Source organism: Halomonas sp. KX33721 (assembly GCF_001596805.1).
Lineage (GTDB): Bacteria > Pseudomonadota > Gammaproteobacteria > Pseudomonadales > Halomonadaceae > Vreelandella > Vreelandella aquamarina.
In genome coordinates this window covers 115,324-140,542 of record NZ_LVIA01000016.1, presented here as the reverse complement: position 1 = coordinate 140,542, position 25,219 = coordinate 115,324, and the positions used below count along the sequence as shown (strand labels likewise).

General features: G+C 57.0%; 21 protein-coding genes and 1 pseudogene. 19 read left to right on the top strand and 3 right to left on the bottom strand.

The genetic code is table 11. The features are described from left to right. Window positions 1-20: 20 nt before the first annotated feature. The 3 genes from A3220_RS07270 to A3220_RS07260 all read right to left on the bottom strand — a co-directional run bounded on the left by A3220_RS07270 (window position 21) and on the right by A3220_RS07260 (window position 3,813). Entirely contained in the window at window positions 21-1,493 is a 1,473-nt protein-coding gene (locus tag A3220_RS07270) for an NCS1 family nucleobase:cation symporter-1 (protein ID WP_062374110.1), read from the bottom strand. A gap of 65 nt (window positions 1,494-1,558) precedes the next feature. Next, window positions 1,559-2,929: an NCS1 family transporter gene (locus A3220_RS07265; protein WP_062374107.1), complete on the bottom strand. Its 1,371-nt coding sequence runs from the start codon at window positions 2,927-2,929 to the stop codon at window positions 1,559-1,561. A gap of 128 nt (window positions 2,930-3,057) precedes the next feature. Then, window positions 3,058-3,813 (bottom strand): aspartate/glutamate racemase family protein, encoded by a 756-nt coding sequence (locus A3220_RS07260; protein WP_058577171.1) that lies wholly within the window; start codon window positions 3,811-3,813, stop codon window positions 3,058-3,060. Between the two features lie 263 nt (window positions 3,814-4,076). On the opposite strand from A3220_RS07260, the pseudogene puuE reads away from it, so the two are divergent. The 19 genes and pseudogenes from puuE to A3220_RS07165 all read left to right on the top strand — a co-directional run bounded on the left by puuE (window position 4,077) and on the right by A3220_RS07165 (window position 25,219). After that, a pseudogene (puuE, locus tag A3220_RS07255) lies at window positions 4,077-5,002 on the top strand (allantoinase PuuE). Between the two features lie 14 nt (window positions 5,003-5,016). Continuing rightward, a complete protein-coding gene (locus A3220_RS07250; RefSeq protein WP_062374104.1) occupies window positions 5,017-5,841 on the top strand; it encodes a bifunctional allantoicase/(S)-ureidoglycine aminohydrolase in 825 nt (274 codons plus the stop codon). Window positions 5,842-5,883: 42 nt separating this feature from the next. Then, window positions 5,884-6,375 (top strand): ureidoglycolate lyase, encoded by a 492-nt coding sequence (locus A3220_RS07245; protein WP_062374101.1) that lies wholly within the window; start codon window positions 5,884-5,886, stop codon window positions 6,373-6,375. Between the two features lie 84 nt (window positions 6,376-6,459). Then, window positions 6,460-7,944: a pyruvate kinase gene (gene pyk / locus A3220_RS07240; protein WP_062374098.1), complete on the top strand. Its 1,485-nt coding sequence runs from the start codon at window positions 6,460-6,462 to the stop codon at window positions 7,942-7,944. 3 nt (window positions 7,945-7,947) lie between these two features. Next, window positions 7,948-8,715 (top strand): molybdate ABC transporter substrate-binding protein, encoded by a 768-nt coding sequence (modA, locus tag A3220_RS07235; RefSeq protein WP_062374095.1) that lies wholly within the window; start codon window positions 7,948-7,950, stop codon window positions 8,713-8,715. Next, window positions 8,715-9,383, top strand: coding sequence for a molybdate ABC transporter permease subunit (gene modB, locus A3220_RS07230; RefSeq protein ID WP_054640951.1), 669 nt, complete (start codon window positions 8,715-8,717; stop codon window positions 9,381-9,383). The genes modA and modB overlap by 1 nt, the downstream gene beginning before the upstream one ends. Next, window positions 9,376-10,509 carry an ABC transporter ATP-binding protein gene (locus A3220_RS07225; RefSeq protein ID WP_252860429.1) on the top strand — a complete coding sequence of 378 codons (1,134 nt, stop codon included), beginning with the start codon at window positions 9,376-9,378 and terminating at the stop codon, window positions 10,507-10,509. The genes modB and A3220_RS07225 overlap by 8 nt, the downstream gene beginning before the upstream one ends. After that, entirely contained in the window at window positions 10,506-11,027 is a 522-nt protein-coding gene (locus A3220_RS07220; protein ID WP_062374088.1) for a DUF192 domain-containing protein, read from the top strand. The genes A3220_RS07225 and A3220_RS07220 overlap by 4 nt, the downstream gene beginning before the upstream one ends. Window positions 11,028-11,285: 258 nt before the next feature. Then, window positions 11,286-12,296: a DctP family TRAP transporter solute-binding subunit gene (locus A3220_RS07215; RefSeq protein ID WP_062374085.1), complete on the top strand. Its 1,011-nt coding sequence runs from the start codon at window positions 11,286-11,288 to the stop codon at window positions 12,294-12,296. A gap of 60 nt (window positions 12,297-12,356) precedes the next feature. Then, complete coding sequence (locus A3220_RS07210; protein WP_044628679.1) at window positions 12,357-12,836, top strand: TRAP transporter small permease; 480 nt, start codon at window positions 12,357-12,359, stop codon at window positions 12,834-12,836. Further along, the gene (locus tag A3220_RS07205; RefSeq protein ID WP_062374083.1) at window positions 12,826-14,127 is read left to right on the top strand and encodes a TRAP transporter large permease; all 1,302 of its coding nucleotides are present in this window, start codon (window positions 12,826-12,828) and stop codon (window positions 14,125-14,127) included. The genes A3220_RS07210 and A3220_RS07205 overlap by 11 nt, the downstream gene beginning before the upstream one ends. A 430-nt stretch (window positions 14,128-14,557) precedes the next feature. Further along, entirely contained in the window at window positions 14,558-15,538 is a 981-nt protein-coding gene (locus A3220_RS07200) for a TAXI family TRAP transporter solute-binding subunit (RefSeq protein ID WP_044628677.1), read from the top strand. Between the two features lie 134 nt (window positions 15,539-15,672). Beyond that, window positions 15,673-18,273: a TRAP transporter permease gene (locus tag A3220_RS07195; RefSeq protein ID WP_062374080.1), complete on the top strand. Its 2,601-nt coding sequence runs from the start codon at window positions 15,673-15,675 to the stop codon at window positions 18,271-18,273. A 10-nt stretch (window positions 18,274-18,283) separates the two neighbouring features. After that, window positions 18,284-18,712, top strand: a complete 429-nt coding sequence (locus A3220_RS07190) for a universal stress protein (protein WP_044628675.1) — start codon at window positions 18,284-18,286, stop codon at window positions 18,710-18,712. A 287-nt stretch (window positions 18,713-18,999) separates the two neighbouring features. Further along, a complete protein-coding gene (locus A3220_RS07185) occupies window positions 19,000-19,821 on the top strand; it encodes a DUF2189 domain-containing protein (RefSeq protein WP_062374077.1) in 822 nt (273 codons plus the stop codon). A gap of 196 nt (window positions 19,822-20,017) precedes the next feature. Next, on the top strand, window positions 20,018-20,506 hold the full coding sequence (locus A3220_RS07180; RefSeq protein WP_044628752.1) for a molybdopterin-dependent oxidoreductase: 489 nt from the start codon (window positions 20,018-20,020) through the stop codon (window positions 20,504-20,506). Beyond that, window positions 20,493-22,727 (top strand): ATP-binding protein, encoded by a 2,235-nt coding sequence (locus A3220_RS07175; protein WP_044628673.1) that lies wholly within the window; start codon window positions 20,493-20,495, stop codon window positions 22,725-22,727. Before A3220_RS07180 ends, A3220_RS07175 begins: the two co-directional genes overlap by 14 nt. Continuing rightward, complete coding sequence (nosP, locus tag A3220_RS07170) at window positions 22,708-23,865, top strand: nitric oxide-sensing protein NosP (protein WP_084812754.1); 1,158 nt, start codon at window positions 22,708-22,710, stop codon at window positions 23,863-23,865. Before A3220_RS07175 ends, nosP begins: the two co-directional genes overlap by 20 nt. Further along, window positions 23,843-25,219, top strand: coding sequence for a hybrid sensor histidine kinase/response regulator (locus A3220_RS07165; RefSeq protein ID WP_062374074.1), 1,377 nt, complete (start codon window positions 23,843-23,845; stop codon window positions 25,217-25,219). Before nosP ends, A3220_RS07165 begins: the two co-directional genes overlap by 23 nt.

Genomic DNA, 25,219 nt, shown 5'->3' with positions numbered 1-25,219 from the left:
ATGAGCCATCACTTCATGGCTTAGTGCGCTTTTTGCTCAGCCATCACGGGCGCTGCCTTAAACCGCTTCATCAGCCCGTAATAGAACACCCCACCCAAGCCAGCGCCGATCAGCCAGCCATAGCCGCCTAAGCTGGCTAAAGCCGGTACCAATATGGTAGAGAGCGAGAACATTGCCGCCACGCCAAAGGCGATGAGGGCGCGGGTGTTCCAGCCGTTGACGTAGTAGTAGACGCTGCTGGGGGCTGAGGAGAATAGCTCCTGCATGTTGAGGTGCTGGCGTTTGATCAGGTAGTAGTCCACCACGATGATGCCGTAGAACGGCGCGACGATAGCGCCCAACGCATTCACAAAGCCCGGCACGCCAATTTGGCTGATCACCGAGATCCACAGCGCACCCACGAAGAAGGCAATCACGGCGGTAATCAGGCCGCCCATTTTGAAGCTGATTTTGCTGGGGAATAGGTTGGCTAAGTCGTAGGCGGGGGGAATGAAGTTAGCAACGAGGTTGATACCCACCGTAGCGGCAAAGAAGGTGAGAGCAGCCACAATGGTCAGCGGCAGCGAATCGACGCGTTCCACGATATCCGCCGGGTTGGTTAGCGCTTCGCCAAACAGTACCAGCGTGCCGGCGGTGATAATCAGCGCAATAAACGAGAAGAACGCCACGTTCAAGGGCAGGCCCAGCAGGTTGCCCAGCTTCATCTGGCGTTCGGTTTTTACAAACCGGGTAAAGTCGCCGAAGTTGATCACCACTGCGGCGAAGTAGGCCACCATCGTACCCACAATGGCGAGAAACGCACCCAGGCCGCCCTGCTCATCGCTGCCGCTAAAGATGGTGCTAATGGCGGGGAGCAGCTCGCTACCGGCTTGTACCCATACCACGATCATCAACACCACCATTACCACATAGACCAGTGGGCCTGCCCAGTTCAGGAAGTGTTTGATGCGCTCAATGCCCTGCCAAAAAATCGCGATCTGAAACAGCCACACGATGACGAAGGAGAGCCACGCCACCCCTGAAAGACCGAGGAACGTACCCCCGTTGCCCACGCCAAACAGCGCGGTGATCAGCAGGGCCACGGCGGTGGAGGCGAAGTAGGTCTGCACGCCGTACCAAAAAATACCCACGATGGCGCGCAGCATGGCGGGCAGGTTGGCCCCTCGTGCGCCCATGCTGGCGCGTACCATGACCGGGAAGGGAATGCCGTATTTCACGCTGGGCTTGCCGGTCAGGTTGACCAGAAACATGACGATAATCCCGGCTAGAATAATCGCGGCCATCACAGCCCAGCCGTTAAGGCCATAAGAGAGAAACAGCGAAGCTGCTAGGGTGTAGCCAAACAGGCTTTGAATGTCGTTGGACCAGACGTTAAAAATCTCAAAAGCGCCCCAGGTGCGGTGCTCTGGCTTTAGTGGGGCGAGGTCTTCGTTATAGAGCGTTGGATCAATCTGCTGGATATTCAGGTCGCTTTGGCTTGGCTGTTTGTTCATTGCGAAAACTCGTTATCCGAAAATGGTCGCCTGCCACACGGAGGTGACAGGCGCTGGCAAGACAATTACTGGGTGAAGCGCTGGCAGGCGGGCCAGTGTTTCATCAACAGGTAGTAGGTCAGTCCAGCAGGGATTAGGCTGGCGTACCAAGAGACCGCCGAGAACGAGAGCGCTGCGATAATCCCCACCGCCGTGGCAATCAGTGCGGCGTTGTTAATGCCTTGGTACGGGCCGTTTTCATCGTAGAGCTTGCCGATATCCAGCGTGCGGCGGCGAATCACGTAGTAGTCCACCACCAGAATGGCGAAGATGGGGCCAAGGAACGCGGAGTAGGTTTGTACAAAGAGCTGCAACCCTGCGGCCGATTCCGGCTGCACCAGCTTCCAGGGGAAAGTGGCGAAGGCCAGCAGACCCACAATCACCGTTGCGACGGGGAACTTGAGTTTGAACACGTCCATCAGCACGTAGGTGGGCGGCACCACGTTGTTCAGCACGTTGGTGGTTACCTGGGCGAAGGCGATAAACAGCAGGGTGATCATTAGTAGCGGCGTGTTATCTACCGCGTTGGCGAACACCTGGATGGGGTCTGCGGTGCCAGTGGCTTGCGACACCATGTAGCCAATCAGGCCCATAAACAGCGTGCAGGGCAGAATCGACATGGCGTAAATAGTGGTTAATAGCCCTTGGCCGGTGCCTTTTTTATGCTCACGGGAGTAATCGCTCACATTCAGCATCATGGTGCTGTAGATGCCCAAAAACAGCATGGTGGCGCTCCAGAAGGGCATCCCCCAAGAGCCTTCCATGGTCAGCAGGCTGGTGGAAAGCTCGTCACCGTAGCGCTGCACCGTGGCGTAGAACATGTACATCAGCGAGCAGAGAATAAAGGCGCTGCCGATATTTTCCAGCCACTTAATGCCCTGAAAGCCGAGTACCGAAAGGCCAATCTGCAAACACTGGAAAGCAATGAAGTAGAAGATCAGGTTGTCGAAGCCAAACAGTGTCGCCGACACCATGTTGAGGGCACCTGCGCCAATCCAGCTTTGAAAACCGTACCAGACGATGGCAGGAACGGCGCGCACCAAACCGGGAATACGCGTGCCGGTAAAACCGAATGCACTGCGTGCCTGCACCATAAACGGGATGCCGTATTTGTAGCCAGCAGCCCCGTTAATGGCGAGCGCCACGCCAATCACAAAGCAGCCAATGGCGATGGCCAGGGTGGCTTGAAGCAGGTTGAGCGTGCCCACCACGCTTGAGCCCATGGCGAAGGTGCCGATAGAGACACACCCCCCAAACCAGGCTAAAAAGTAGGAAGTGCGCCCCATAATGCGGGTACTTTGCGGAGCTAAGCTTTCCGCCCCAACGGCTTTGGCGGTGGCGGGGCTAGCCGCTCCCGGTAGTTCATCTGAGGTAAGAGCAGAGGTTGAAGTGCTCATGTTACCGTCCTCGCAAGATTATCGATGTTATTGGTAACCTGGGCAGACTCTGCCCAAGAGACGCTTGCGGCGTGGCGTGCTAATGGCGGTATTCGTACGGTTGTTATAGTTTTATGGTGCGTGATTTTTTAGCGTGTGGGTGGCAGGGTTAGGTTGGATAAATCCGCGAACTTGCCGGTAAAGGGTTTTGGGCGAGGGTAGTCTAAATCGCCGTATTTGCTGGTATGTAAGCCCAGCCCCACCAGCGATTCGGCAAGCTTCAGCGCCGCGCTTACCCCTTCCACCACGGGCAGGCCAACTTCGCGGCTAATGGCGTGGGTGAGGTTCGCCATCCCGCCGCAGCCCAGCACAATCGCGCCGATGCCATCCTCATCGCGGGCACGGCAGCACTCTTGCACAATGCGGCTAAAGGCGGCGTCAGGGTGGTCTTCCAAATCCAGCACCGGAATTTCAGCGGCGCGAATGCGGCGGCAGTGGTGGCTAAAGCCGTACTGCTCAAGAAGGTGCTCGGCAATAATACCGGTACGGCCTAGCGTGGTCACAATCGAGAAGCGCGTGCTAATCAAGGTGGCCATGTGAAAAGCGGCTTCGGCAATGCCAATCACTGGGGCGCGGGTCAGCTCGCGGGCAGCCAGCAAGCCGGGGTCACCAAAGCAGGCCACTACGTAGGCATCAATATTGCCCTCGCGCTCGCCTTTCAGCACCTCTTCGGCCACGCCCACCGCGCTCACTGCTTCATCGAAGTGGCTCTCGATAGAGACCGGGCCAGCGTCGGGTTGAGTGGCGCTCACCGTGGTCGATGGGGCCGCTAACTGTTCGGCTGCTTGTCGAATTGTCGCCGTCATGGCAGCCGTGGTATTAGGGTTAATCAAGCGTATATGCACGGGGTGATACTCGCATGTGAACAATATTTTCTATCTTGTATACGAAAATAGGGCGCTTTTCTGCGATGCGCAAGCCCTTTCATGCAACGGTTTAGCGCTCGTAGAGTTGATCAAGTGTTCAGGTTTCAAAGGGTTAGTGTGCTGTTGAGCCGAAAAGCGTCGTCATCTCAATTAATTAGCCCTGCGTTGAATTGCGATGGCCGTTCAAAATGGCTATTTTGTATACAAACTAAAACGCTCTGCCTTTGTTAAGGAGCCTGTCCATGACCTCTCATTACCCTCGCGATTTAATCGGCTATGGCCGCACGCCGCCCCACGCTAACTGGCCAGGCAAGGCCAAGATCGCCGTTCAATTTGTGCTTAATTATGAGGAGGGCGGCGAGAACTGCGTGCTGCATGGGGATTCAGGCTCGGAGCAGTTTTTGTCCGAGATTATCGGTGCGGCCAGCTACCCAGACCGCCACCTGAGCATGGAATCCATCTACGAGTACGGCTCCCGCGCTGGCGTGTGGCGTATTCTGCGCGAGTTCGAGCGTCGTGGGTTGCCGCTCACCGTATTTGGGGTAGCGATGGCGCTAGAGCGCCACCCGGACGTGGCCCAGGCGTTTAAAGAGCTTGGCCATGAAGTGGCGTGCCACGGCTACCGTTGGATTCACTACCAAGAAACTCCTGAGCATGTCGAGCGCGAACATCTGCAAAAGGCCATGGAGATCTTCCAGCGTTTGTATGGTGAAAAGCCTGAAGGTTGGTACACAGGCGCGACAGCCCCAATACGCGCCGTTTAATTCTGGACGAAGGTGGTTTCCTTTACGACAGCGATTACTACGGCGACGACCTACCGTTCTGGACCAAGGTGAGCGATAGCCAGGGGGCTGAGCATAACCACCTGATCGTGCCTTACACCTTAGATACCAACGACATGCGCTTTGCTGCTCCGCAAGGTTTCAATACGGCGGACCACTTCTTTACCTACCTGCGCGACGCCTTTGATGTACTGTACGCCGAAGGGGAAGAAGCGCCGAAGATGCTCTCAATTGGTATGCACTGCCGTTTGTTGGGCCGCCCGGGGCGCTTCCGCGCACTGCAGCGCTTCTTAGACCATATTGAAGCCCACGACCGAGTGTGGGTAGCACGCCGGGTGGATATCGCCCGCCACTGGGCGGAGCATCATCCGGCACCGACTCGTTAAAAGGCAGCATCATAATGAATAAAACGACTTACTACGCCCCCTCCGGTGGTCACCCGCCGCAAACCCAACTCACCGCTGACCGTGCGGTCTTTACCGAAGCCTATGCACTGATTCCCAAAGGCGTGATGCGCGACATCGTGACCAGCAACCTGCCGTTTTGGGAGGGCACTCGGTTGTGGGTGCTGGCGCGGCCGCTGTCGGGATTTGCGGAAACCTTCTCCCAGTACATCATGGAAGTGCAGTCCGAGGGCGGTAGCGATAAGCCTGAGCTAGACCCCCAAGCGGAAGGCGTGTTGTTTATTGTGGAGGGTGAGTTAACGCTCACTTTAGCGGGCGAGCGCCATACGATGGGGCCGGGTGGCTACGCGTTTATTCCACCTGGCAGCCACTGGCAGGTGCGCAATGAAACCCGCGAGCCGGTGCGTTTCCACTGGGTGCGCAAAGCCTACGAGTATGTAGAAGGTCTGGAAGTGCCCAAAGCCTTCGTGACCAATGAGCAGGAGATTGCACCGATCGAAATGCCGGGCACCGAAGGCCGCTGGGCCACGACGCGTTTTGTCGACCCTAACGACGTGCGCCACGATATGCACGTCAATATCGTTACCTTTCAGCCGGGCGGCGTGATTCCGTTTGATGAAACCCACGTGATGGAGCATGGCCTCTACGTACTTGAAGGCAAAGCGGTGTATCACTTGAACCAGCAATGGGTCGAAGTGGAAGCGGGCGACTTTATGTGGCTACGCGCCTTCTGCCCTCAGGCGTGCTACGCCGGTGGCCCTGGCCCGTTCCGCTACCTGTTGTACAAAGACGTTAACCGCCATGCGGCGCTCAAAATCTGAGTTGGGAAGCCCACCATAACTAATACTCGTTAGGATGATGCTATGTTAAATCTGACGGCAAAACCGCTGACGGCGGAGGCGTTTGCGCCCTTTGGAGACGTCATCGATGCCCGCACCTCCGCATCGTTCCCGATTAACGCCGGGCGCACCCAGCGCCATCACGACCTCGCCAGGGTAGAAACCCTCGGCGACAACGCTCGAACGCTGATCAATATTTTTGTCAGCCAGCCAGTGACGCTGCCGCTCAATCTCACGTTTTTAGAGCGCCACCCCCAGGGCAGTCAGGCGTTTATGCCGCTGCATCAGGAGCGCTTTATCGTGGTGGTGGCACCGCCTGGCGACACCATTGCGCCAAACGAGGTGCAGGCGTTTGTCACCGACGGCCGCCAAGGGGTGAACTACCGCGCCGGTACTTGGCACGCGATTCAGTCGGTGTTGGAGCGCGAAGGGGAGTTTCTAGTGGTGGATCGCGGTGGGGATGGCAATAACTGTGAAGAATATCCCCTGGCTGTTACCGTCACTTTAGCGGAATAGCCCACCGCAAGTGCATGCGAGTGTCATCTTGGTTGGGTTATGCTGATAAGCTGACACTCTACTCTATGAACGGTTAGGACATTTATGAGCGCAAACACCCATATCCCCCTTCGTCGTACCAAAATTGTCGCGACCCTCGGCCCCGCCAGTGACCGTGAAGGCGTACTGGAAGCCATGTTGAAGGCGGGGGTGGATGTGGTCCGCTTGAACTTTTCCCACGGCACGGCGGACGACCATCGCCGCCGCCTTGCCCGTGTGCGTGAAATCGCCGCTCAGCTAGGCCGCAGTGTGGCCGCGCTGGGCGATTTGCAAGGCCCCAAAATTCGCGTTGCTCGCTTTAAAGAGGGGGCGGTTTATTTAGAAGAGGGCCAGCCGTTTGTACTGGATATGGCCATGGATAGCGACGCTGGTGATATCCACGGCGTCGGCTGCGATTACAAAACCCTGGCGGATGATGTAACCGCGGGCGACCGCCTGCTGCTGGATGATGGTCGCGTGGTGCTGGATGTTACCCGCGTAGAGGGCAAGCAGGTTCACACCGAGGTGGTGGTGGGTGGCAAGCTCTCTAATCATAAAGGCATTAACAAGCAGGGCGGCGGGCTATCTGCCCCCGCGCTGACAGAAAAAGATAGAGCCGATCTGAAAACCGCCGTCGAGATTGGCGTTGATTATTTAGCTATTTCCTTTCCCCGTTCAGCGGAGGATATGCTGGAAGCCCGCCGCCTGCTGGGTGAAGAGGGCAAGGAAATTGGCCTCGTTGCCAAAGTGGAGCGTGCCGAGGCCGTGGCCGATGACGCCACGCTGGATGGCATTATCGAAGCCTCCGAAGCGGTGATGGTGGCCCGTGGCGACCTCGGCGTGGAAATTGGCGATGCCAAGCTGGTCGGCGTGCAAAAGCGGATGATCAAGCGCGCCCGTTCGCTTAACCGCGCGGTGATTACCGCCACCCAAATGATGGAGAGCATGATCTCCGCGCCGCTACCCACCCGCGCTGAAGTTTTCGACGTGGCGAACGCGGTGCTGGATGGCAGCGATGCGGTCATGCTCTCTGCGGAAACCGCTGCGGGCGACTACCCGCTGGAAACCGTAGAAGCGATGGCGCGTGTTTGTCTGGGTGCCGAGCGTGAGCGGGTTGCCCAAGAGTCGGGCCACCGTATCCACGAAGGCTTTACCCGCCCGGATGAAACCATTGCCCTTTCGGCCATGTATGCCGCAAACCACATGAAAGGCGTGGTCGCGATTGCCTGCATGACTGCCTCTGGTTACACGCCGCTGATTGCCTCGCGCATTCGCTCGGGCTTGCCCATCGTCGGCTTGGCCCACAACCCGATTGCCCAGCGCCGTATGGCCATGTACCGCGGCGTGGTCTCACTTCCCTTCGATACCTCGAAAATGACCGCCACCGAGCTTAACGATCAAGCCCTTACGCTGTTGGTGAAGCAGGGCGTCGCCAAGCCGGGTGATCACGTCATCTTGACCCGTGGCGATCACATGAACGCCCACGGTGGTACCAATACCATGAAAGTGATGGCTATTACCGAGCAACACGCCGACAGCGCAAAGGCCTAGCATATGCGCTTACTGCTGTTGCTATGCGGTTGGCTGTTAAGCGCGCCTGTGATGGCGGGCGCGCCCATTGTAGCGGCGGCGTCTAGCCTGCAGTTCGCCCTGGAGGAAGCCGCCGCCCAGTTTACCCAGCAGACCGGGCACACGCTGCGGCTGAACTTCGGCTCCTCCGGCAACTTTCGTCGTCAAATCGCCCAAGGCGCGCCCTTCGAGCTGTTTTTGTCAGCAGATGAAGGGTTCGTTCAGGCGCTTTACGACGAGGGCTACGTGGATAACGCGGGCGTGATTTACGCCCGAGGACGGCTAGCCTGGGTACAGCCGGCTGGCCGTTACTCCGTACCCAGTGAGCAAGCGCCGCTTGCCGGCGTGCAGGAGGCCATTACCGCCTGGGAAGAGGGGCAGCGGCTGCGTATCGCCATTGCCAGCCCAGAACACGCCCCTTACGGCATGGCCGCCCGAGACGTGTTGCAAAAGGCGGGCCTGTGGGAAGCCAGCGAACCGCTGCGGGTTCAAGGGGAGAATGTCTCCCAGGCGATGCAGTTTGCCCTTTCCGACGAGGCGCGAGGTGGCTTAGTGGCTTACTCGCTAGCGGTGGCACCTGCGTTGGCTGAGCGCAGCGAGGCGGTGTTGATGCCTGAAACGTGGCATACGCCGCTGCGCCAGCGCATGGTGTTAACGCCGCAGGCTGGAGAAGTGGCTCACGCGTTTTACGAGTGGCTGCAACAGGCGGATGCGAAAGCGATTTTTGAAACCTACGGATTTAGTACCGATTAATGGACTGGTCGGCGTTCTCTGTCTCGCTGCGGCTCGCGGCGTTTACCTGTCTCTTCTTATTACCTCTAGGCATTTGGTGGGGGCGCGTGCTGGCGACCGCACAGTTCCGTGGCAAGGGGCTGTGTGAGGCGCTGATTGCGCTGCCGCTGGTGCTACCGCCTACGGTGCTGGGGTTTTATCTGCTTCAGCAGTTTGGCCGCGATGCGCCGTTAGGCGGTGCCTGGGCGGCGCTGACAGGGGGCGGGCTCAACTTTACCTTTAGCGGTATTTTGTTGGCTTCTCTGATTGCCAATCTCCCCTTTGCTATTCAGCCGATTCAGCGTGCCTTTGAGCATGTGCCTGCGAACCTGCGTGAGGCTGCGTGGTGCAGTGGGCTAAGCCCATGGCAAACCCTGTGGCGTATTGAATTGCCGCTGGTGTGGCCGGGCATTTTGTCGGCGGCAGCGCTAACCTTTGCGCACACACTGGGCGAGTTTGGCGTGATTTTGCTGGTCGGCGGTGCGATTGATGGCGAGACCCGCACGCTCTCTATTGCCATTTATGACCGCGTACAGGCCTTTGACGAGCAGGGCGCGGCGAGCATGTCTGCCCTCTTGCTGGCCATTTCTCTGGCAACCTTAGGCCTTGTCTATGGGCTCGCTGGCAAGCGCAGGTGGTCACGTGGATGATCTGATAGTGACGGCCCAACAGGCTGGCCCGATTCCGCTCAATGCCTCGTTTCGCTGCGCCCCTGGGGAGCTGCTGGCGCTGGTCGGGCCATCGGGAAGTGGTAAAACTACCTTGCTGCGCACCATTGCCGGGCTTTACCAGCCTCAGCAGGGCAGAGTGAGCTGCGCGGGCAGGGAGTGGTTTCTGGCCCAAAGCGGCCAGCGCCACTCACTGCCGCCGCAAGCGCGCCAGATTGGTATGGTGTTTCAGGATTATGCGCTGTTCCCTCATCTAACGGCGCTGCAGAACGTTCAGCTAGCCATAGGACACCTGCCCCGCGCTCAAAGGCGTGAACAGGCTGTTCAGTGGCTCACTAAAGTGCGCTTGGAAGGCTTAGAGGCGCGCTACCCCAGCGAGCTTTCCGGCGGCCAGCGCCAGCGAGTGGCCTTGGCTCGCGCCTTGGCCAGAGAACCCCAAGCGCTGCTGCTGGATGAGCCGTTCTCTGCGGTGGATCAGGTGACTCGCCGCCGCTTGCAGCGCGAGCTGGCGCTACTGCGCCAGCAAATTTCTATCCCCATTATTCTCGTCACCCACGACTTGGAAGAAGCCACCGCGCTCGCTGATCAAATCTGCGTGTTGCATAACGGGGTAAGCCTGCAGCAGGGCACGCCTGAAGCGCTGTTTCGACGGCCCGCTTCGCCGCTTGTCGCTAGGCTGCTGGATCGCCATAACGTTTTTACCGGGCAGGTTGTCGAGACGGTCCATGGGCGACGCTTGCAGTGGGGGGAATGGCTGCTAGAAGTCAGCGAAGGTATCGCCCAGTGTGAAGTAGGAGAGTCATTGGCCTGGTACCTGCCGCCGTCGGATATTGTACTGCATCGTCGGGGACGGCCTTCCCAAGGCGAACGCGAAAACCCGGTGGCGGCGACGGTCAGTGAAATGGTGGTGTTGGGCGGCATGACATCAATCTCGCTGCGTGTTTCCCACGGAGATATGCTACGTTTCGACATCGCCACCCACGCGGCTAAACGTAATCAGCTTAGCTTGGGGAAAAGGGTGCACGTCTCGCTGCTGGCTGAGGGGATTCATCTTATGCCCGCGCAGCGTACCCAAACGGCATCACACAACAAAAGGAACCTGTTATGACCCTGACACGCCGCCAACTGCTGAAAACCGCTGCCGGTGTTTCGCTTGCCGCCTGTTTACCCCTGTCGCTGTTAGCGGCTTGGGCAGCTGAACCCGCGCCAGCCAACACGCTGCAACTGGCGATCCATAGCGAAGGTGGCCCGCACCGTCTCGATGTCGAAGTCGCCGAAACCGCTTCCCAGCGCCAGCGCGGCCTGATGGGACGTGAACATCTGCCAGAAACACGAGGCATGCTGTTTCGCTTCGAGCGTGAGCAGCCCGCTGGTAACGCCTTTTGGATGTACCGCACGCTGATTCCGCTGGATATCGCGTATATCGACGGCGAAGGGCGCATCGTTGCTATAAACACGATGCCACCCTGCGAATCTGATGCCCCCCAGGAGTGCCCCTCTTATCCTGCCGGGACGGCCTACCATGCGGCGCTGGAAGTTAACGCGGGTTACTTTGCGGAACGTGGCATACAGGTAGGCGACTGTGTCTCGGTGCCTGCGCTGGCCGGTTTTTGCCGCCCTGAGTAATGCGCTATTTCATGCTCTGGCGAGTAGCCTTTTAGCGCAAGCCTATGAAACGCCCTGACGCTGATGCGCGGGGCGTTTTGCGAAGTAGACACCTGAGGATAACTCACTGAGTTGCCAAGACCGACCTTAGATGGCTTCCTTTCGCTTGCTAACTGCCTACAATGGGCGTGTGCCTGTTGCCTTTCACTGGGCCGGGCATCTCATAAGAACCGCAAAAAGTATTGATAAAAAAAGAACGGATAAAAAGGATCGACAATAATGACGCTGACACGCTCTATGGCTCGTTTAACCGCTGGCTTAGCTGGCGCTGCGCTGCTCTCGGCGGCTTTTTCCGCGCAAGCCCGCGAACTCTCGGTCTCTACCGTGCTTTCAGAAGCCTTTCCTTGGGGGCAGGCCGCTGAAAAGTGGGCAGAGCTGGTGGAGGAGCGCAGCGGTGGTGAACTCACTCTGCGGGTCTACCCCAACTCTCAGCTGGTGTCGGGTGACCAAACCCGCGAATTTTCTGCCATGCGCTCTGGGCTGATTGATGCCGCCGTGGGTTCAACCATCAACTGGTCGCCCCAAGTGCCGGAATTGAACCTGTTCTCTTTGCCGTTCTTTATTCCTGATGAAACCGCTGTCGATGCCGTGACCGGCGGGGATGCGGGCACTATGGTGTTCGAGGCGATTGAGTCCCGTGGCGTTATTCCGCTGGCCTGGGGGGAAAATGGCTTCCGTCAGGTATCCAACTCCCGTGGCCCTATCAGCCAGCCGGAGGATCTGGATGGCCTGAAGATCCGTGTAGTGGGCTCGCCGCTGTTCCAGGATACGTTCTCCGCTTTAGGCGCTGACCCTACGCAGATGAGCTGGACCGACGCCCAACCGGCCCTCACCACGGGTGCGGTCGATGGCCAGGAGAACCCGCTTTCCGTATTTGATGTGGCGCGTATTGACCAGGTGGGCCAAGAGCATCTAACGCTCTGGAACTACATGAACGACCCGCTTGTTTTTGCCGTTAATCAGCAGGTATGGCAGTCGCTGAGTGAAGAGCAGCAGGCCATGCTGCGTGAAACAGCCGAAGAAGCGGGCGCGTGGGAAATTGCCATGACCCGTGAGCAGGAGAGCGAGCGTTTAGCCGCGATTCAAGAGCGTGGTGTCACGGTAACCGAGCTGACCGATGAGCAGTACCAGGCGTTTGTGGATGCCACTCAGTCGGTGTACGAAAAATGGACTCCGCGCATTGGTGAAGAGGTGGTAAATGCCGCCCAAGCCGCTATCGACGCACGTTAATTCTTCGAGGGTTTTGACTGCCGCTTAACCAGGGCGGCGGTTCTTTGCTGTGAGGCTGCCATGAAAGGCTTTCCTGATGCACGCCCAGAGCGCTGGCTAGGTGCGCTGGCGCTGATTGTGATTTCATTGATTAGCCTGGGTAATGTGATCACTCGTTACCTTACAGGTGGCTCATTTTCGTTCACGGAAGAGTTTTCCGTCTTTCTATTGGTCGTGCTGACCTTTGCCGGTGCGTCGGTAGCATTACGCCGCGACCGGCATATCCGCATTGGTTTTTTAGAGCGTGCCCTGCCTGAGCGGTGGCGGGGCGCGCTGATTCTTTTTCAAGCCCTGTGTGGCCTGATCGTATTGGGTTTAATTACTTGGTATGGCGGCAAGTTGGCGTGGCAGGAATATCAGTGGGAGTCACTGTCGCCTGGGTTAGGCCTGCCCCAGTGGTGGTACTTGGTGTGGCTGCCTATTTTGTCTGCTGCCATGCTATGGCGCTTGGTGCAGCAAACCCGTGACCGTTTGAAAGGGGAGCTAACCAGTGACGCCTGATATTTGGATGATTTTGGCATTTGCCGGGCTGTTAATTGCTGGCGTACCGGTGGCGTTTTCCTTGGCGCTTTCTGGTGCGGTGGGCATCGTGCTGGGTCTGTCGCCGGATATGCTGGCCACCCTGGGTACCAATACCTATAACAGCATCGCTAAATACCCTCTCATTGCGATTCCACTGTTTATTCTCACCGGGCTGATTTTTGAGCGAGCAGGCGTGGCGCTGCGTTTGGTGCGTTTTGCCCAGGCGCTCATTGGGCCCCGTCACGGTGGGCTGGCGCTGGTTGCGGTATTGGTGTGCATGATTATGGGCGGCATGAGCGGCTCTGGCCCCGCTGACGCCGCTGCCGTGGCCATGGTGATGCTGCCTAGCATGACGAAAGCAGGCTACCCCAAGCCGTTTTCGGCCACGCTCATTGCGGCTTCGGCATCCACGGCGATCTTAATTCCGCCTTCAGTGGCGCTGATTCTCTACTCGATTGTGGTGCCGGGCGTTGATCTGCGTGCGCTGTTCGCCGCAGGGCTTTTCCCTGGTGTGCTAGCGGGTTTGGCGCTGCTGGTACCGGCGATGCTGGTCGCCAAGCGTTACGGTTGGGAAGGCACGCCGGTAGAGGGAGCCGAAAAACTGACGGTACGCGGAACCTTCCGCGAGGCGCTGCCTGCTTTGTTTGCGCCAGTGCTGATTTTAGGTGGGCTGCGCTCAGGACTGTTTACCCCCACGGAAGCCGCCGTGGTGGCCGTTGCCTATGGGGCGGTGGTAGGCCTGTTTCTTACCCGAGAGCTGACACTTCGGGATGTGTGGGAGCTACTGGGGGAAGCGGCGATTATCTCTGGCGTAGTGATGCTGATTATCGCACTGGCGGGAATTTTTGCCTGGTCAGGCACGATGCTCGGCACCTTCCGCCATTTAGCGGAATGGATCATCAGCCTGACTGATAACGGCGTCTTGCTGTTGATACTGGTGATGTTGGCGGTACTGGTGGCGGGCATGCTGCTGGATGCGATTTCGATTTATCTGATCATGATGCCAATTCTGGTTCCGGTGATGCAGCATTTTGAGTGGAATCCGGTATGGTTTGGTATTTTGCTGGCGATGAATATTGCCATTGGTCAATTTACGCCTCCGGTGGCGGTGAACCTGATGGTGACCACGGAAGTTGCCAAGATACGCCTAGAGCATACGATTGGCTGGGCGCTGCTGTTTGTGGTTGCCATGGGGGGCGCTTTGGCACTGGTGGCGATATTTCCCAGCATTGCTCTTTGGCTGCCCACGGTGTTGGGCTATAGCGTCTAATGATCAATCGAGATAACCAATAAGCGATGGCCTATGCCAATATGACATGATGTTTAACGTTTACTAAACGTTACCGGCTATTAGACTGGCGACAGACGTGCAAACAAGCGAGAAAGTATGGCAATGCCTAAGTGAAAGCATTTAGGAAAAGCGCTTAGGACAAACTCCTGAGCAGAGTAGCTAGCGTCATCACGCTGGCTAGGCAATGCGCTGCGCTGCGCTGCGCTGCCTGCGGTGCAGGCATAAAATTGTCTCGTACTTCGCCAATTAGCAGTTTTTTCGCTAAAGTAGGAACAGTCGGCACTAAATGCCGAGATCGATAACAGACTGTCTTGACAACGTTTTGGAGCCGAAACACCTGAAGGGAACCGTTCTGCAGATGGCTTCAAAGCGCATAACGCTCACAACATCAAGATAAAGAGGTGTGTTCATGAAACGCCATGTATTTTCTACCGCGGCTTTCTCAGGCGCGTTCATTGCGGCGGCAACCTTTGCCTCTCCGGCCGTTGCCCAGGAGCGCTACATCACCATCGGTACCGGCGGCCAAACCGGTGTTTACTATGTGGTTGGCCAGTCGGTATGCCGTATGGTTAACCGTGGCAGCGATGAGCACAACATCCGTTGTAACGCCCCGTCTACCGGTGGTTCCGTTGCTAACGTCAACGGCATGAAGAGCGGTGAGCTGGATATGGGCGTTGTGCAGTCTGACGTTCAGTACCGCGCTTACCACGGTGAAGCCAACTTTGAAGAAGAGGGCGCTTGGGAAGATATGCGTGCCGTCTTCACCATGCACGGTGAGCCGCTGACCGTGGTGGCCCGCGCGGATTCCGGTATCGAGGACATCAGCGATTTCCCAGGCAAGCGCGTCAACATCGGTAACCCTGGTTCTGGCCAGCGCAATACCATGGACGTGGTCATGGATGCGTTCGGTTGGGATGAAGACACCTTCGCACTGGCGTCTCAGCTCGACGCGGCTGAGCAGGCAGCTGCCCTGTCTGACAACAACATCGATGCCATGGTGTACGTGGTAGGCCACCCGAACGGCTCTATCCAAGAAGCGACCACCACCATTGATGCGCGTCTGGTCTCTGTGACCGGTGACGAAATCGACGGTTTGATCGAAGAGTACCCCTACTACACGCGTTCTGTGATTCCGGGTGGCCTTTACCGTGGTAACGACGAAGATGTCGAAACTTTCGGTGTGGCGGCAACCTTCGTTTCTTCCACCGCTGTTGATGAAGACATTGTTTACGAAACGGTGAAAGCAGTATTCGAAAACTTCGATCGCTTCAAGCGTCTGCACCCGGCGTTCGAGAATCTGAACGAAGAAGACATGATCTCTGACGGCTTGACCGCGCCGCTGCACGATGGCGCGGCACGTTACTACCGTGAGCGTGGCTGGATCGAATAAGCTGTAAAAGAGTGATGCTACTGACGGAAGGTGAGTAGCGTCGCTTTGAGTTGCAAAGCGCGGGCACCTTGGGTGTCCGCGCTTCTTGTTGAGAGCGCTGATTGTCAGCGCTGACCATTAGGCAGGGCAAGCGTATGCGTGATGACAAACAACCTTCGGCAGCCGCTGAGAACGACCTGGAGGATATGGTCGCTTCCAGCGATACAGGGGCACGGAAACCCTTAGGCGTACCCGGTAAGCTGCTGGTGAGTATTGCAGCAGTGTGGTCGCTGTTTCAGCTATGGATTGCATCGCCACTTCCCTATATTGTTGGCTTCGGCGTATTTAGCGCCACGGAAGCGCGCTCGATTCATTTAGCGTTTGCGCTCTTTTTAGCCTTTATGGCGTACCCCGCCTTTAAGCGCTCTCCTCGTGATCGTGTGCCCTTAGCTGATTGGGCATTGGCAGCGCTAGCGGCGTTTTGCGGCGCCTATCTGTTTATTTTCTATGCTGATTTGGCCCAGCGGCCTGGGTTGCCGATTACCCAGGATATTATCGTGGGCGTTGTTGGCATTCTGATGCTGTTAGAGGCGACTCGTCGCGCATTAGGGCCGCCCCTGATGATCGTGGCGGCGGTGTTTATTGCTTACTCGTTGTTTGGCCCTTACATGCCGGGCATTTTGGCCCACCGCGGCGTTAGTCTGGGTGGTTTGATTAACCACCAGTGGCTAGGTACCCAAGGGGTGTTTGGTATTGCGCTGGGGGTCTCGACCAGCTTTGTTTTCCTGTTTGTACTGTTTGGTGCGTTGCTGGATAAAGCGGGCGCCGGTAACTACTTCATCAAAGTGGCGTTCTCGCTGCTTGGCCACTTCAAAGGCGGCCCAGCCAAAGCGGCAGTGGTAGCCTCTGGTATGACTGGTTTGATCTCGGGGTCGTCGATTGCCAATACCGTTACCACTGGCACCTTTACGATTCCGATGATGAAGCGAGTCGGCTTTAGCGCGGAAAAAGCGGGGGCGGTGGAAGTATCGTCTTCGGTGAATGGCCAGATCATGCCGCCCGTCATGGGGGCTGCTGCTTTCTTGATGGTGGAATACGTGGGTATTCCCTATGTCGACGTCATCAAGCACGCTTTCTTACCGGCGCTGATCTCCTATATCGCGCTGATCTACATTGTTCACTTGGAAGCGCTCAAGGCCAATATGAAAGGCCTGCCGTCCAGCAATCCGGCACGCCCGTTGCTGAACAAAGTGATCGGCTTTATGACCGGTTTGCTGCTGCTGATGGGCCTCTCCATCGCCGTCTACTACGGCTTGGGCTGGTTAAAGCCGGTACTGGGTGAAGCGACCCCCTGGGTGGTCTCTGTAGGGCTGGCGATTGTATATGTCGGCTTGTTGAAAGTAGGCGCTAACTACCCTGAGCTGGAGATGGACGACCCCAACTCAGAGGTCGTGAAGCTGCCGCAAACTCGCCCGACGGTCATGGTCGGCCTACACTATATTCTGCCGGTTGTCGTGTTGGTGTGGTGCTTGATGGTGGAGCGCCTTTCGCCTGGGTTGTCAGCGTTCTGGGCCACCATGTTTATGATTTTCATCATGGTTACCCAGCGCCCGATCATCGCGATTTTCCGTGGCCGCAGCCAAATGGCGGCCGATATCAAAGAAGGCTTTAAGGATCTGTGGGATGGCCTGGTGACCGGTGCCCGCAACATGATTGGTATCGGTATTGCGACTGCCACGGCGGGTATCGTCGTGGGTGCGGTCTCCCAAACGGGGGTAGGTCTAGTACTCGCGGACGTAGTGGAAATTCTCTCAGGCGGTAACCTGATGATGATTCTACTGCTGACGGCTCTGCTGAGTTTGATTCTGGGTATGGGCTTGCCAACAACGGCGAACTACATCGTGGTATCGGCGCTGATGGCTCCGGTGATTGTGCTGCTGGGCCAGCAAAATGGCCTGATCGTACCGCTAATTGCTGTGCACCTGTTCGTGTTCTACTTCGGCATCATGGCGGATGTCACGCCGCCTGTGGGGCTGGCCTCTTTTGCTGCGGCGGCAGTTTCTGGCGGTGACCCGCTACGTACCGGCTTCCAGGCGTTTTACTACAGCCTGCGTACCGCCGCACTGCCGTTCCTGTTCATCTTCAACACGGATTTGCTGTTGATCGATGTCACGGTGATGCAGGGCATTGTGGTGTTTATTGTCGCCACCATCGCCATGCTGATCTTTGCAGCAGGTACACAAGGCTACATGCTGACCCGCAACCGCTGGTACGAATCGCTGCTGCTGCTGCTGGTAGCCTTTACGCTGTTCCGCCCCGGCTTCTGGATGGACAAAATCCACGACCCCTATGAATCGGTGCCACCTGCGCAATTTGCCGAGGCACTGGGCCAGGTCGATAACGGTAGCAACTTGCGCGTGCAAATTGCCGGTGAAGACGATTTCGGGGCGCCGATGACCACCTATATGCTCGTCCCCGTGCCGCGCGGTGAAACAGGTGAAGAGCGCATGGCCAACCTGGGCATAGAGCTTTACGAAGATGGCGACCAAACCCTGGTCGATTTCGTCGAGTTCGGCAGCCAGGCGGCTGAGCTAGGCTTCGATTTCGATCAAGAGATCCTCGAAGTGCTGGCCCCGGTAGATCGTTGGACAAAAGAGTGGATGTGGTTACCCGCACTCGGCATCTTTGGGTTGGTCGTCGTGATGCAGCGTCGCCGTCGGCGTCGTGAAGAAGCCAACGAAGTGGCCGCTGTTTAAGGAGGTTGCTATGTACCATAAAGTGCTACTCCCCGTAGACTTGAACGAAGAGGCCTCATGGAAGAAAGCGTTGCCCACGGCGATAACGCTGTGCCAAACCTTTGGCGCATCGCTGCACGTGGTGACGGTACTACCGGAATTTAAAATGCCCATGGTTGGCGCTTACTTTCCGAAAAACTTCTCTGAAAAAGCGCATGCGGCGGTGAAAGAAGCGCAGCATAAATTCATTCAGGAACATGTGCCTGAAGGGATCAAAACCCAAAGTGTGATTGTTGATGGCTCACCATGGGAGGCCATCATCAAGGTCGGCAAGAAGATTGATGCCGATTTAATTGTGATGGCATCCCATACTAAGCGTAAATTCGTCGATTACGTACTGGGCCCCAACGCCGAGCATGTCGTTCATCACGCTAAAGTGTCGGTGATGATCGTGCGGTAAGCGCAACGTGCGTCATAAAGCTCCAAGCCCCGGCTTGGAGCTTTTTTTTGGGGGGGCTCGAATATAACGAAACGCTAACGCATCGAATTAATTGTCGTTAAAAGCGCCGATGAAGGATTTTTTGTACTGAGTGCCTTCAAAAGCATTCGCGAAGCAGCGGCTCAGCTACATTAATAGAACATTAAGCCATTAACGTTGGATTAATGGTCATCAATACACATGGTAGCTATTTCCCTTGGTGCTTGGGTCAGTGACAGCCATCTGGGGTAAATCACAGGAGTTACGCCATGAATGCAGTAACAACAAAAACACACGACCACTCATCCGGTGCGCCGAACGTCAAAATCATTATCAATAAGGTAGGGATGGAAAGACCACGTGCTTGGCTAGCCGCAGGTATGGAAGATTTTCGTCGTGCGTCTGCTATTAGCCTCGCTTACGGCATGTTTTGGGTGGGGTTGAGTATTGCCATTACCCTTGGTGCTTACACGCTGGGTTACTGGTATTGGCTATTGCCAATGATTGCTGGCTTCATGTTTATCGGGCCACTGGTGGCCGTTGGTTCCTATGGCATTAGCCTTGCCCTTGAGCGCGGACGTACCCCGAACTTGGGCGATGCGTTTGGTAGCTGGCGGCCCCATGCTGGGCAACTTGCCATGATGGGCGTCATGATGATGATCTTCTTTCTCGCCTGGATACGCCTAGCCACGCTGCTGTTTGCGCTGTTCTTTGGATTTGAAGTGCCCAGCCCGGCAACGCTATACACTACGCTGGTAACCACGCAGGAAGGCCTGAGTATGCTGGCCGTTGGCACGGTAGCAGGTGGTGTGCTGGCTTTTGGTGCTTTCGCGATCAGTGTGGTGGCCATCCCGACACTGATGGACCAAGACCTGACGTTTATGGAAGGCATTGAAGCCAGCGTACGCTGTGTAGCTCGCAATTTCCGGCCCATGCTGCTGTGGGCGGCCATTCTTACTGGCTGTGTGTTAGTGGGCGTTATGACGTTCTATATTGGCTTGGCGCTGATTCTGCCCGTGCTTGGCCATGCAAGCTGGCACGCTTATGAAGATCTAGTACGGTTTGAACCGGTCGAACAGCTGAAAACCTAGCGGCTAATAAACGCCAGGGTTACTCACTGCTTACCAAAAACATCGTAATTAGCCTGACCTATGAATTGAGATGGCGTACCCTAAACGCCACCTCTTTTTTTATTGCTTTGAGCGTGCGTTGGCGGTCACGGTTTCGTCGCCTGGGGCACTGCGATATGAGGAGTCAGTAGTGAAAGCGTTGTTATTGGGGTGGATTATGCTGGCGTTCAGCATTCCCCATACGGGGCTCGCTGAGACAGCAGATTCGCTGGCGGCACCGAGTGGGCCAGTGATACTCAAACTTGATGGTGATATTGCGGTGACCAATGTGGGCGAAGAAGCCCATTTTGATCGCGCGATGCTTAGCGCACTTCCGCAGCATGAATTTACGACAGGAACACCGTGGACGGAAGGGAACAGCCACTACCGTGGGCCGCTTATGCGTACCCTGCTTGAGCAGGTAGGCGCGGAAGGCAAGATCATTAACGTCGTGGCGCTTAACGGGTATGAAGCTGAAATTCCGGTCGCGGATTTCTACGACTACGATGTGATTTTGGCCTTAGAGCGTGACGAGAAAGCTATTCCTATCCGTGAGTACGGGCCTTTATGGGTGCTTTATCCCTTTGATCAGGATAAAGCGCTGCTAAGCGAACGAGTGCGCTTTAGAGCCGTATGGCAGGTAATGCATATTAATGTCCGCCAGTGAATCCGTCACACGAGCGCCCCGACTGCTTCGCTATCCGCGCCGCCTCAAGCTGGTGGCGATTATTACCGTACTTTTATTTGCGGCCGCGCTGGTGGTGGCCGCTTTATCCGCATGGCGACAGGATAATCTGACGCAAAGTCTGCGAGAAGATACGGCCTGGGTGGTCTATAAGCTCGACCGTGACGCCGTTCAACTACTGAACCACTTGCTGGCGGAAACACGGGGTCCCCTCTCTCCCGCCGCCCAGGATGAGCTAAACCTACGGTTTGAACTCCTCTATAGCCGGATCACCCTGTTAAGAGAAGGGGAGGTCAGCTCGCTGCTGCAGAGTATCAGTTCGGCAAGGGAGCTGCTTGACCAAATCCAACGGCAGCTCGACAGCTTAGACCCTATGTTTGAGCCGCATGATGAATTGGCACGAATGCCGGTCACCGCTTTGGAAAGCGAGCTGCAGGTGCTTACACGGCTTACTGAGCGCTTTGTTATTGCCATCAATGGCTACTTGGCTGAGTCCGCCACGGAAGAGCGAGCGTTGCTCAGCACGCTCTATAAACTCTTAATGTCACTACTGATAGGTATGAGCCTAGCGGTGCTGCTAGTGATTATCTTTTTGGTGCGTGAAATGCGTGAAAGTGCTGCGGCACGCCGGGAACAAGAGCAGCTTAGTAAGCAGCTTCAGGTAACGGCCAAGCAGGCCCAAGCCGCCAACCATGCTAAATCTGATTTTCTAGCAATGGTAAGCCATGAAATCCGCACGCCGCTAAACGGTGTGATCGGCATGAGCGAGCTCTTGCGTGAACCGGCAAGCCCCGCCCAAGTAGAGGATTACGCCCGCACCATTCACGACAGTGCCAACCAACTACTGGCGATGATTAATGAAATTCTCGATTTTTCTAAAATTGAGGCAGGCCACTTAACCCTTGAAACATCGTCCACGGCCATAAACCCTCTGGCAGAGGGGGTGATGGCACTATTTGAGCCACGGGCCCAGGAGAAAGGGTTGCGGCTTTCATTACACGTTGACCCGCTAGTACCTGGGTGGGTCATGATCGACGCGGGGCGACTGCGCCAAATTCTTCTCAATCTTATCGCTAATGCCATCAAATTTACTGACCACGGCAGCGTCTCCATTCGCGTTACATCAACGGTAGAGCACCTCCTGTTTGAAATTAGCGACACTGGCTGCGGGCTGAATAGCGAGCAGCAAGAGACGCTGTTCGAGCCTTTTCAGCAGGCGGATGAGAGCGTTGCCCGCCGTTATGGCGGCACCGGCCTAGGGTTAGCTATCTGCAAGCGGCTGAGCGACGCGATGCGGGGAAGATTAGGCGTCATTAGCACACCCGGCGAGGGCAGCACGTTCTGGTGCGAGCTGCCGCTAGTGGAGGCTAGCCCCGTTAGTACATCGCAACCTGCAGAGCCTACTCAAGACTTTAACGGTACTTCGCTGCTGTTGGTGGAGGATAACGCGGTAAACCGTAAAGTGGCGCTAGGCCTGCTTTCACGATTAGGGTGTGACGTAGTGTGCGCTGAAAATGGCTACGATGCGCTCGCGATGGCTAAGCGCCAGCAAGTACACCTGATTTTTATGGATATTCAACTGCCCGATAGTGACGGAATAACGGTGACCCAGCAACTGCGTGCCCAGGGTGGTTGGTGCAGCGATGTACCGATTGTGGCGATGACGGCTGGTGGCGCCGAAGACGACCGCAAGCGGTGTCTGGCGGCAGGTATGAATGACTATATTACCAAGCCGCTCTCGCTGTTGGCGCTAAGCAATGTACTGGCGCTTCAACTGACGCCTGCGCAGACGCCGTCAACGCCTATCGCCGCCGAATCAGGTAACGATGTGCTGCTCAATGAAGCGACGCTTGCGACGTTAACCAGCTCGATAGGGGCTGACAGCGTTAAACAACTGGTAATGCTTTATCATCAGCAAGTGCATGATTATATTGGCCAGTTGGTTGATTGCTTCGCTTCTAATACAGAAATAGCGAGTGAGCAGCTACCTCAGATGGAGCGCCTTGCTCATCAGTTGCGAGGCGAATCTTTAAGCATAGGTGCCGAGCAGTTGGCCGCTCAGTCAAAGCACTTAGAGCAACTAGCAGGGCAGCCAGAGGCCTCAAGCGCTCAGATTGAAGAGGCCTTTAGCGCGCTGCACCACTGTGCGGCACGCACCCACGCTGCGTTGGAGCAATGGCATCGTGAGCATCAGCTTAACTAACAGTGGCCTGATAACTGCTGCAAGCCGGGCTTCTGACCCCTATATAGCCGCCAACGAGTTGGCGGCGTCGCTCTACCATGAGCATGCAGGCTTTGTGCTGTTTTTCTGTAGCGCAGAGTATCCGCTGGCCGCGCTTGCCCAGGCGCTAAGCAGCGCCTTTGGCGCACTGCCTATTAGTGGTTGCACCACCGCAGGCGAGCTAACGCTGGATGGCTATGACCGCGGCTCGGTGGTGGCGATCTGCTTTGACCAGCGCTTTTTTGCGATAGAAACCGCATTGATTGATGACTTGGAGTACTTTGACCTCCCCACCGCGCAGCCCTTGGTGGATAAGCTGTTAGAGCGTTGCCGCCGCCAAGCTGTCGCACCGGTCAACGAGCACAGCTTTGCCCTGACGCTGCTGGATGGGCTATCCAGCCGTGAAGAGCAAGTGCTGGCAACGCTGGATGCGGCCTTGGGGCGCATCCCGAGCTTTGGTGGTTCCGCAGGGGACGATAACCACTTAACCCATACCCATGTATACGCCAACGGGCGCTTTCATACCCGTGCGGCGGTGGTGGTCATGATGAATACTCGGCTACCGTTTGAAGTATTCTCCACCCACCACCTTGAGCCACTCGAGCACAAGCTAGTGGTCACCGCTGCGGATCGTGAGCGCCGCCGCGTGCTGGAGCTTAACGGTGTCCCCGCGGCCGAACTGTATGCCGCGCTGGTGGGCTGTTCGGTTGAGGCGCTTGCGCCTCCCATTTTTGCCCAGCACCCGCTGGCGGTACACCTGGGCGGCCAGCACTATATTCGCTCGATTCAACGGGTTAATGATGACGGCAGCCTGAGCTTCTACTGCGCGGTGGAAAACGGCATTGTGCTGACTGCCATGCAGCCCACGCCGCTGCTCACCGATTTAGCCCATATGCTGCAGCGAGTGGAAGCCCGCTTAGGCGAGCCCGCTGCGATTATTGGCTGCGACTGCTTTTTGCGACGGATGGCGCTGGAGTCGTTGGGGCAACTTGACCAGGCATCGACGCTGCTGCGCCAAGCCCGTGTCGTGGGATTTAATACCTACGGCGAGCAGCACCACGGCATGCATGTGAACCAGACGTTTACGGGGGTGGCCTTTGGCGCTCTTCCAACTCCCTGATTCGCAACAAGGCGATGATATTGCGGCCCTGCGTGAAGAGAACCACCGACTACGCAAAGTGTGTACGGCGTTAATGGAGCGAGTGGAGTCCGGCGGTAGCCCTAATGGCGCGCCCTATGCAGCCTTTGAGCGCTCGGTGCTGCTTGCCGAACAGGTGCGCGAGCGCACCGACGCGCTGCACCGCACGTTGGATGAACTAAGCCAGGTCAATGCTCGTTTGCTGGCAGCCAACGCTGAAGCCCACGCGGCTAACGTCTCTAAAACCAAGTTTTTGGCCGCCGTTAGCCATGACCTTTTACAACCGCTCAATGCGGCACGGCTGTTTGCCAGCGCCCTGGAAACCCATGCACTACCTGAGTCCTCCCAGGCGCTTGTCGGCCATATCGGGCGCTCGCTGAAAGATGTCGAGGGCTTGCTGGGCACGCTGGTGGATATCTCCCGCCTGGATGCCGGAGTGCTTCATGCCGATAAAGCGCCCTTTGCCGTAAGTACGCTGCTGGATGCGCTGGCGGAGGAGTATCGCCAGGTGGCGGGGGTGCGTGGTCTTACCCTTCACTATGTGCCTTCGCGGGTGTGGGTGGAGTCCGATTTGGCGCTGCTGGCGCGGGTGGTGCGTAATTTCCTTAGCAATGCGGTGCGCTACACCGAGCACGGCCACCTGCTGTTAGGCTGCCGCCGCCGGGCCGATGGCCTGGAGATTATGGTGGGTGATACTGGCCCCGGTATTCCAGAGCCCCAGCGCAAAGCCATTTTTCTGGAGTTTCGTCGCGCCAGCCAGCCACAGGCCAACCACAGTCGCGGCCTGGGGCTGGGTCTAGCCATTGTCGATCGTATTAGTACCATGTTGGATCACCCCGTCACACTGGCATCACGGCTAGGTCATGGCTCGCTGTTCTCTATTTTGGTGCCCTACGCAGCCTCTTGCGGCGCGTTAGAAGGCGCATCCAGCCCGGTGCCATCCGCGCAGTGGGGCGATGACCCGCTGCAGGGCTGCGTGGTATGGGTAGTGGATGATGACCCCGCGATTATTGAAGGGATGCAGGCGCTGCTGGGCAGTTGGGGGTGCCGAGTATGGGCAGCGGCAACGGTAAGCGCACTGGAAGCCGCCAGCGACGGGGAACGCCCGGCCGTGCTGCTAGTGGATTACCATTTAGGGGGGCATCGAGAAAACGGTATTGATTTAGCCGCCCGGTTGCGTCGCCGCTACCCCGGTTTAGCCACAGTGGTGATTACCGCTAACCATGAAGCGGAGGTGAAACGTGCCACGCGGCAGGCGGGCATGCACTGCCTGTTAAAGCCACTCAAACCGCTGCGCTTAAAAATGTTGCTAGGCACGCTGCTAGATAGCCGCTAG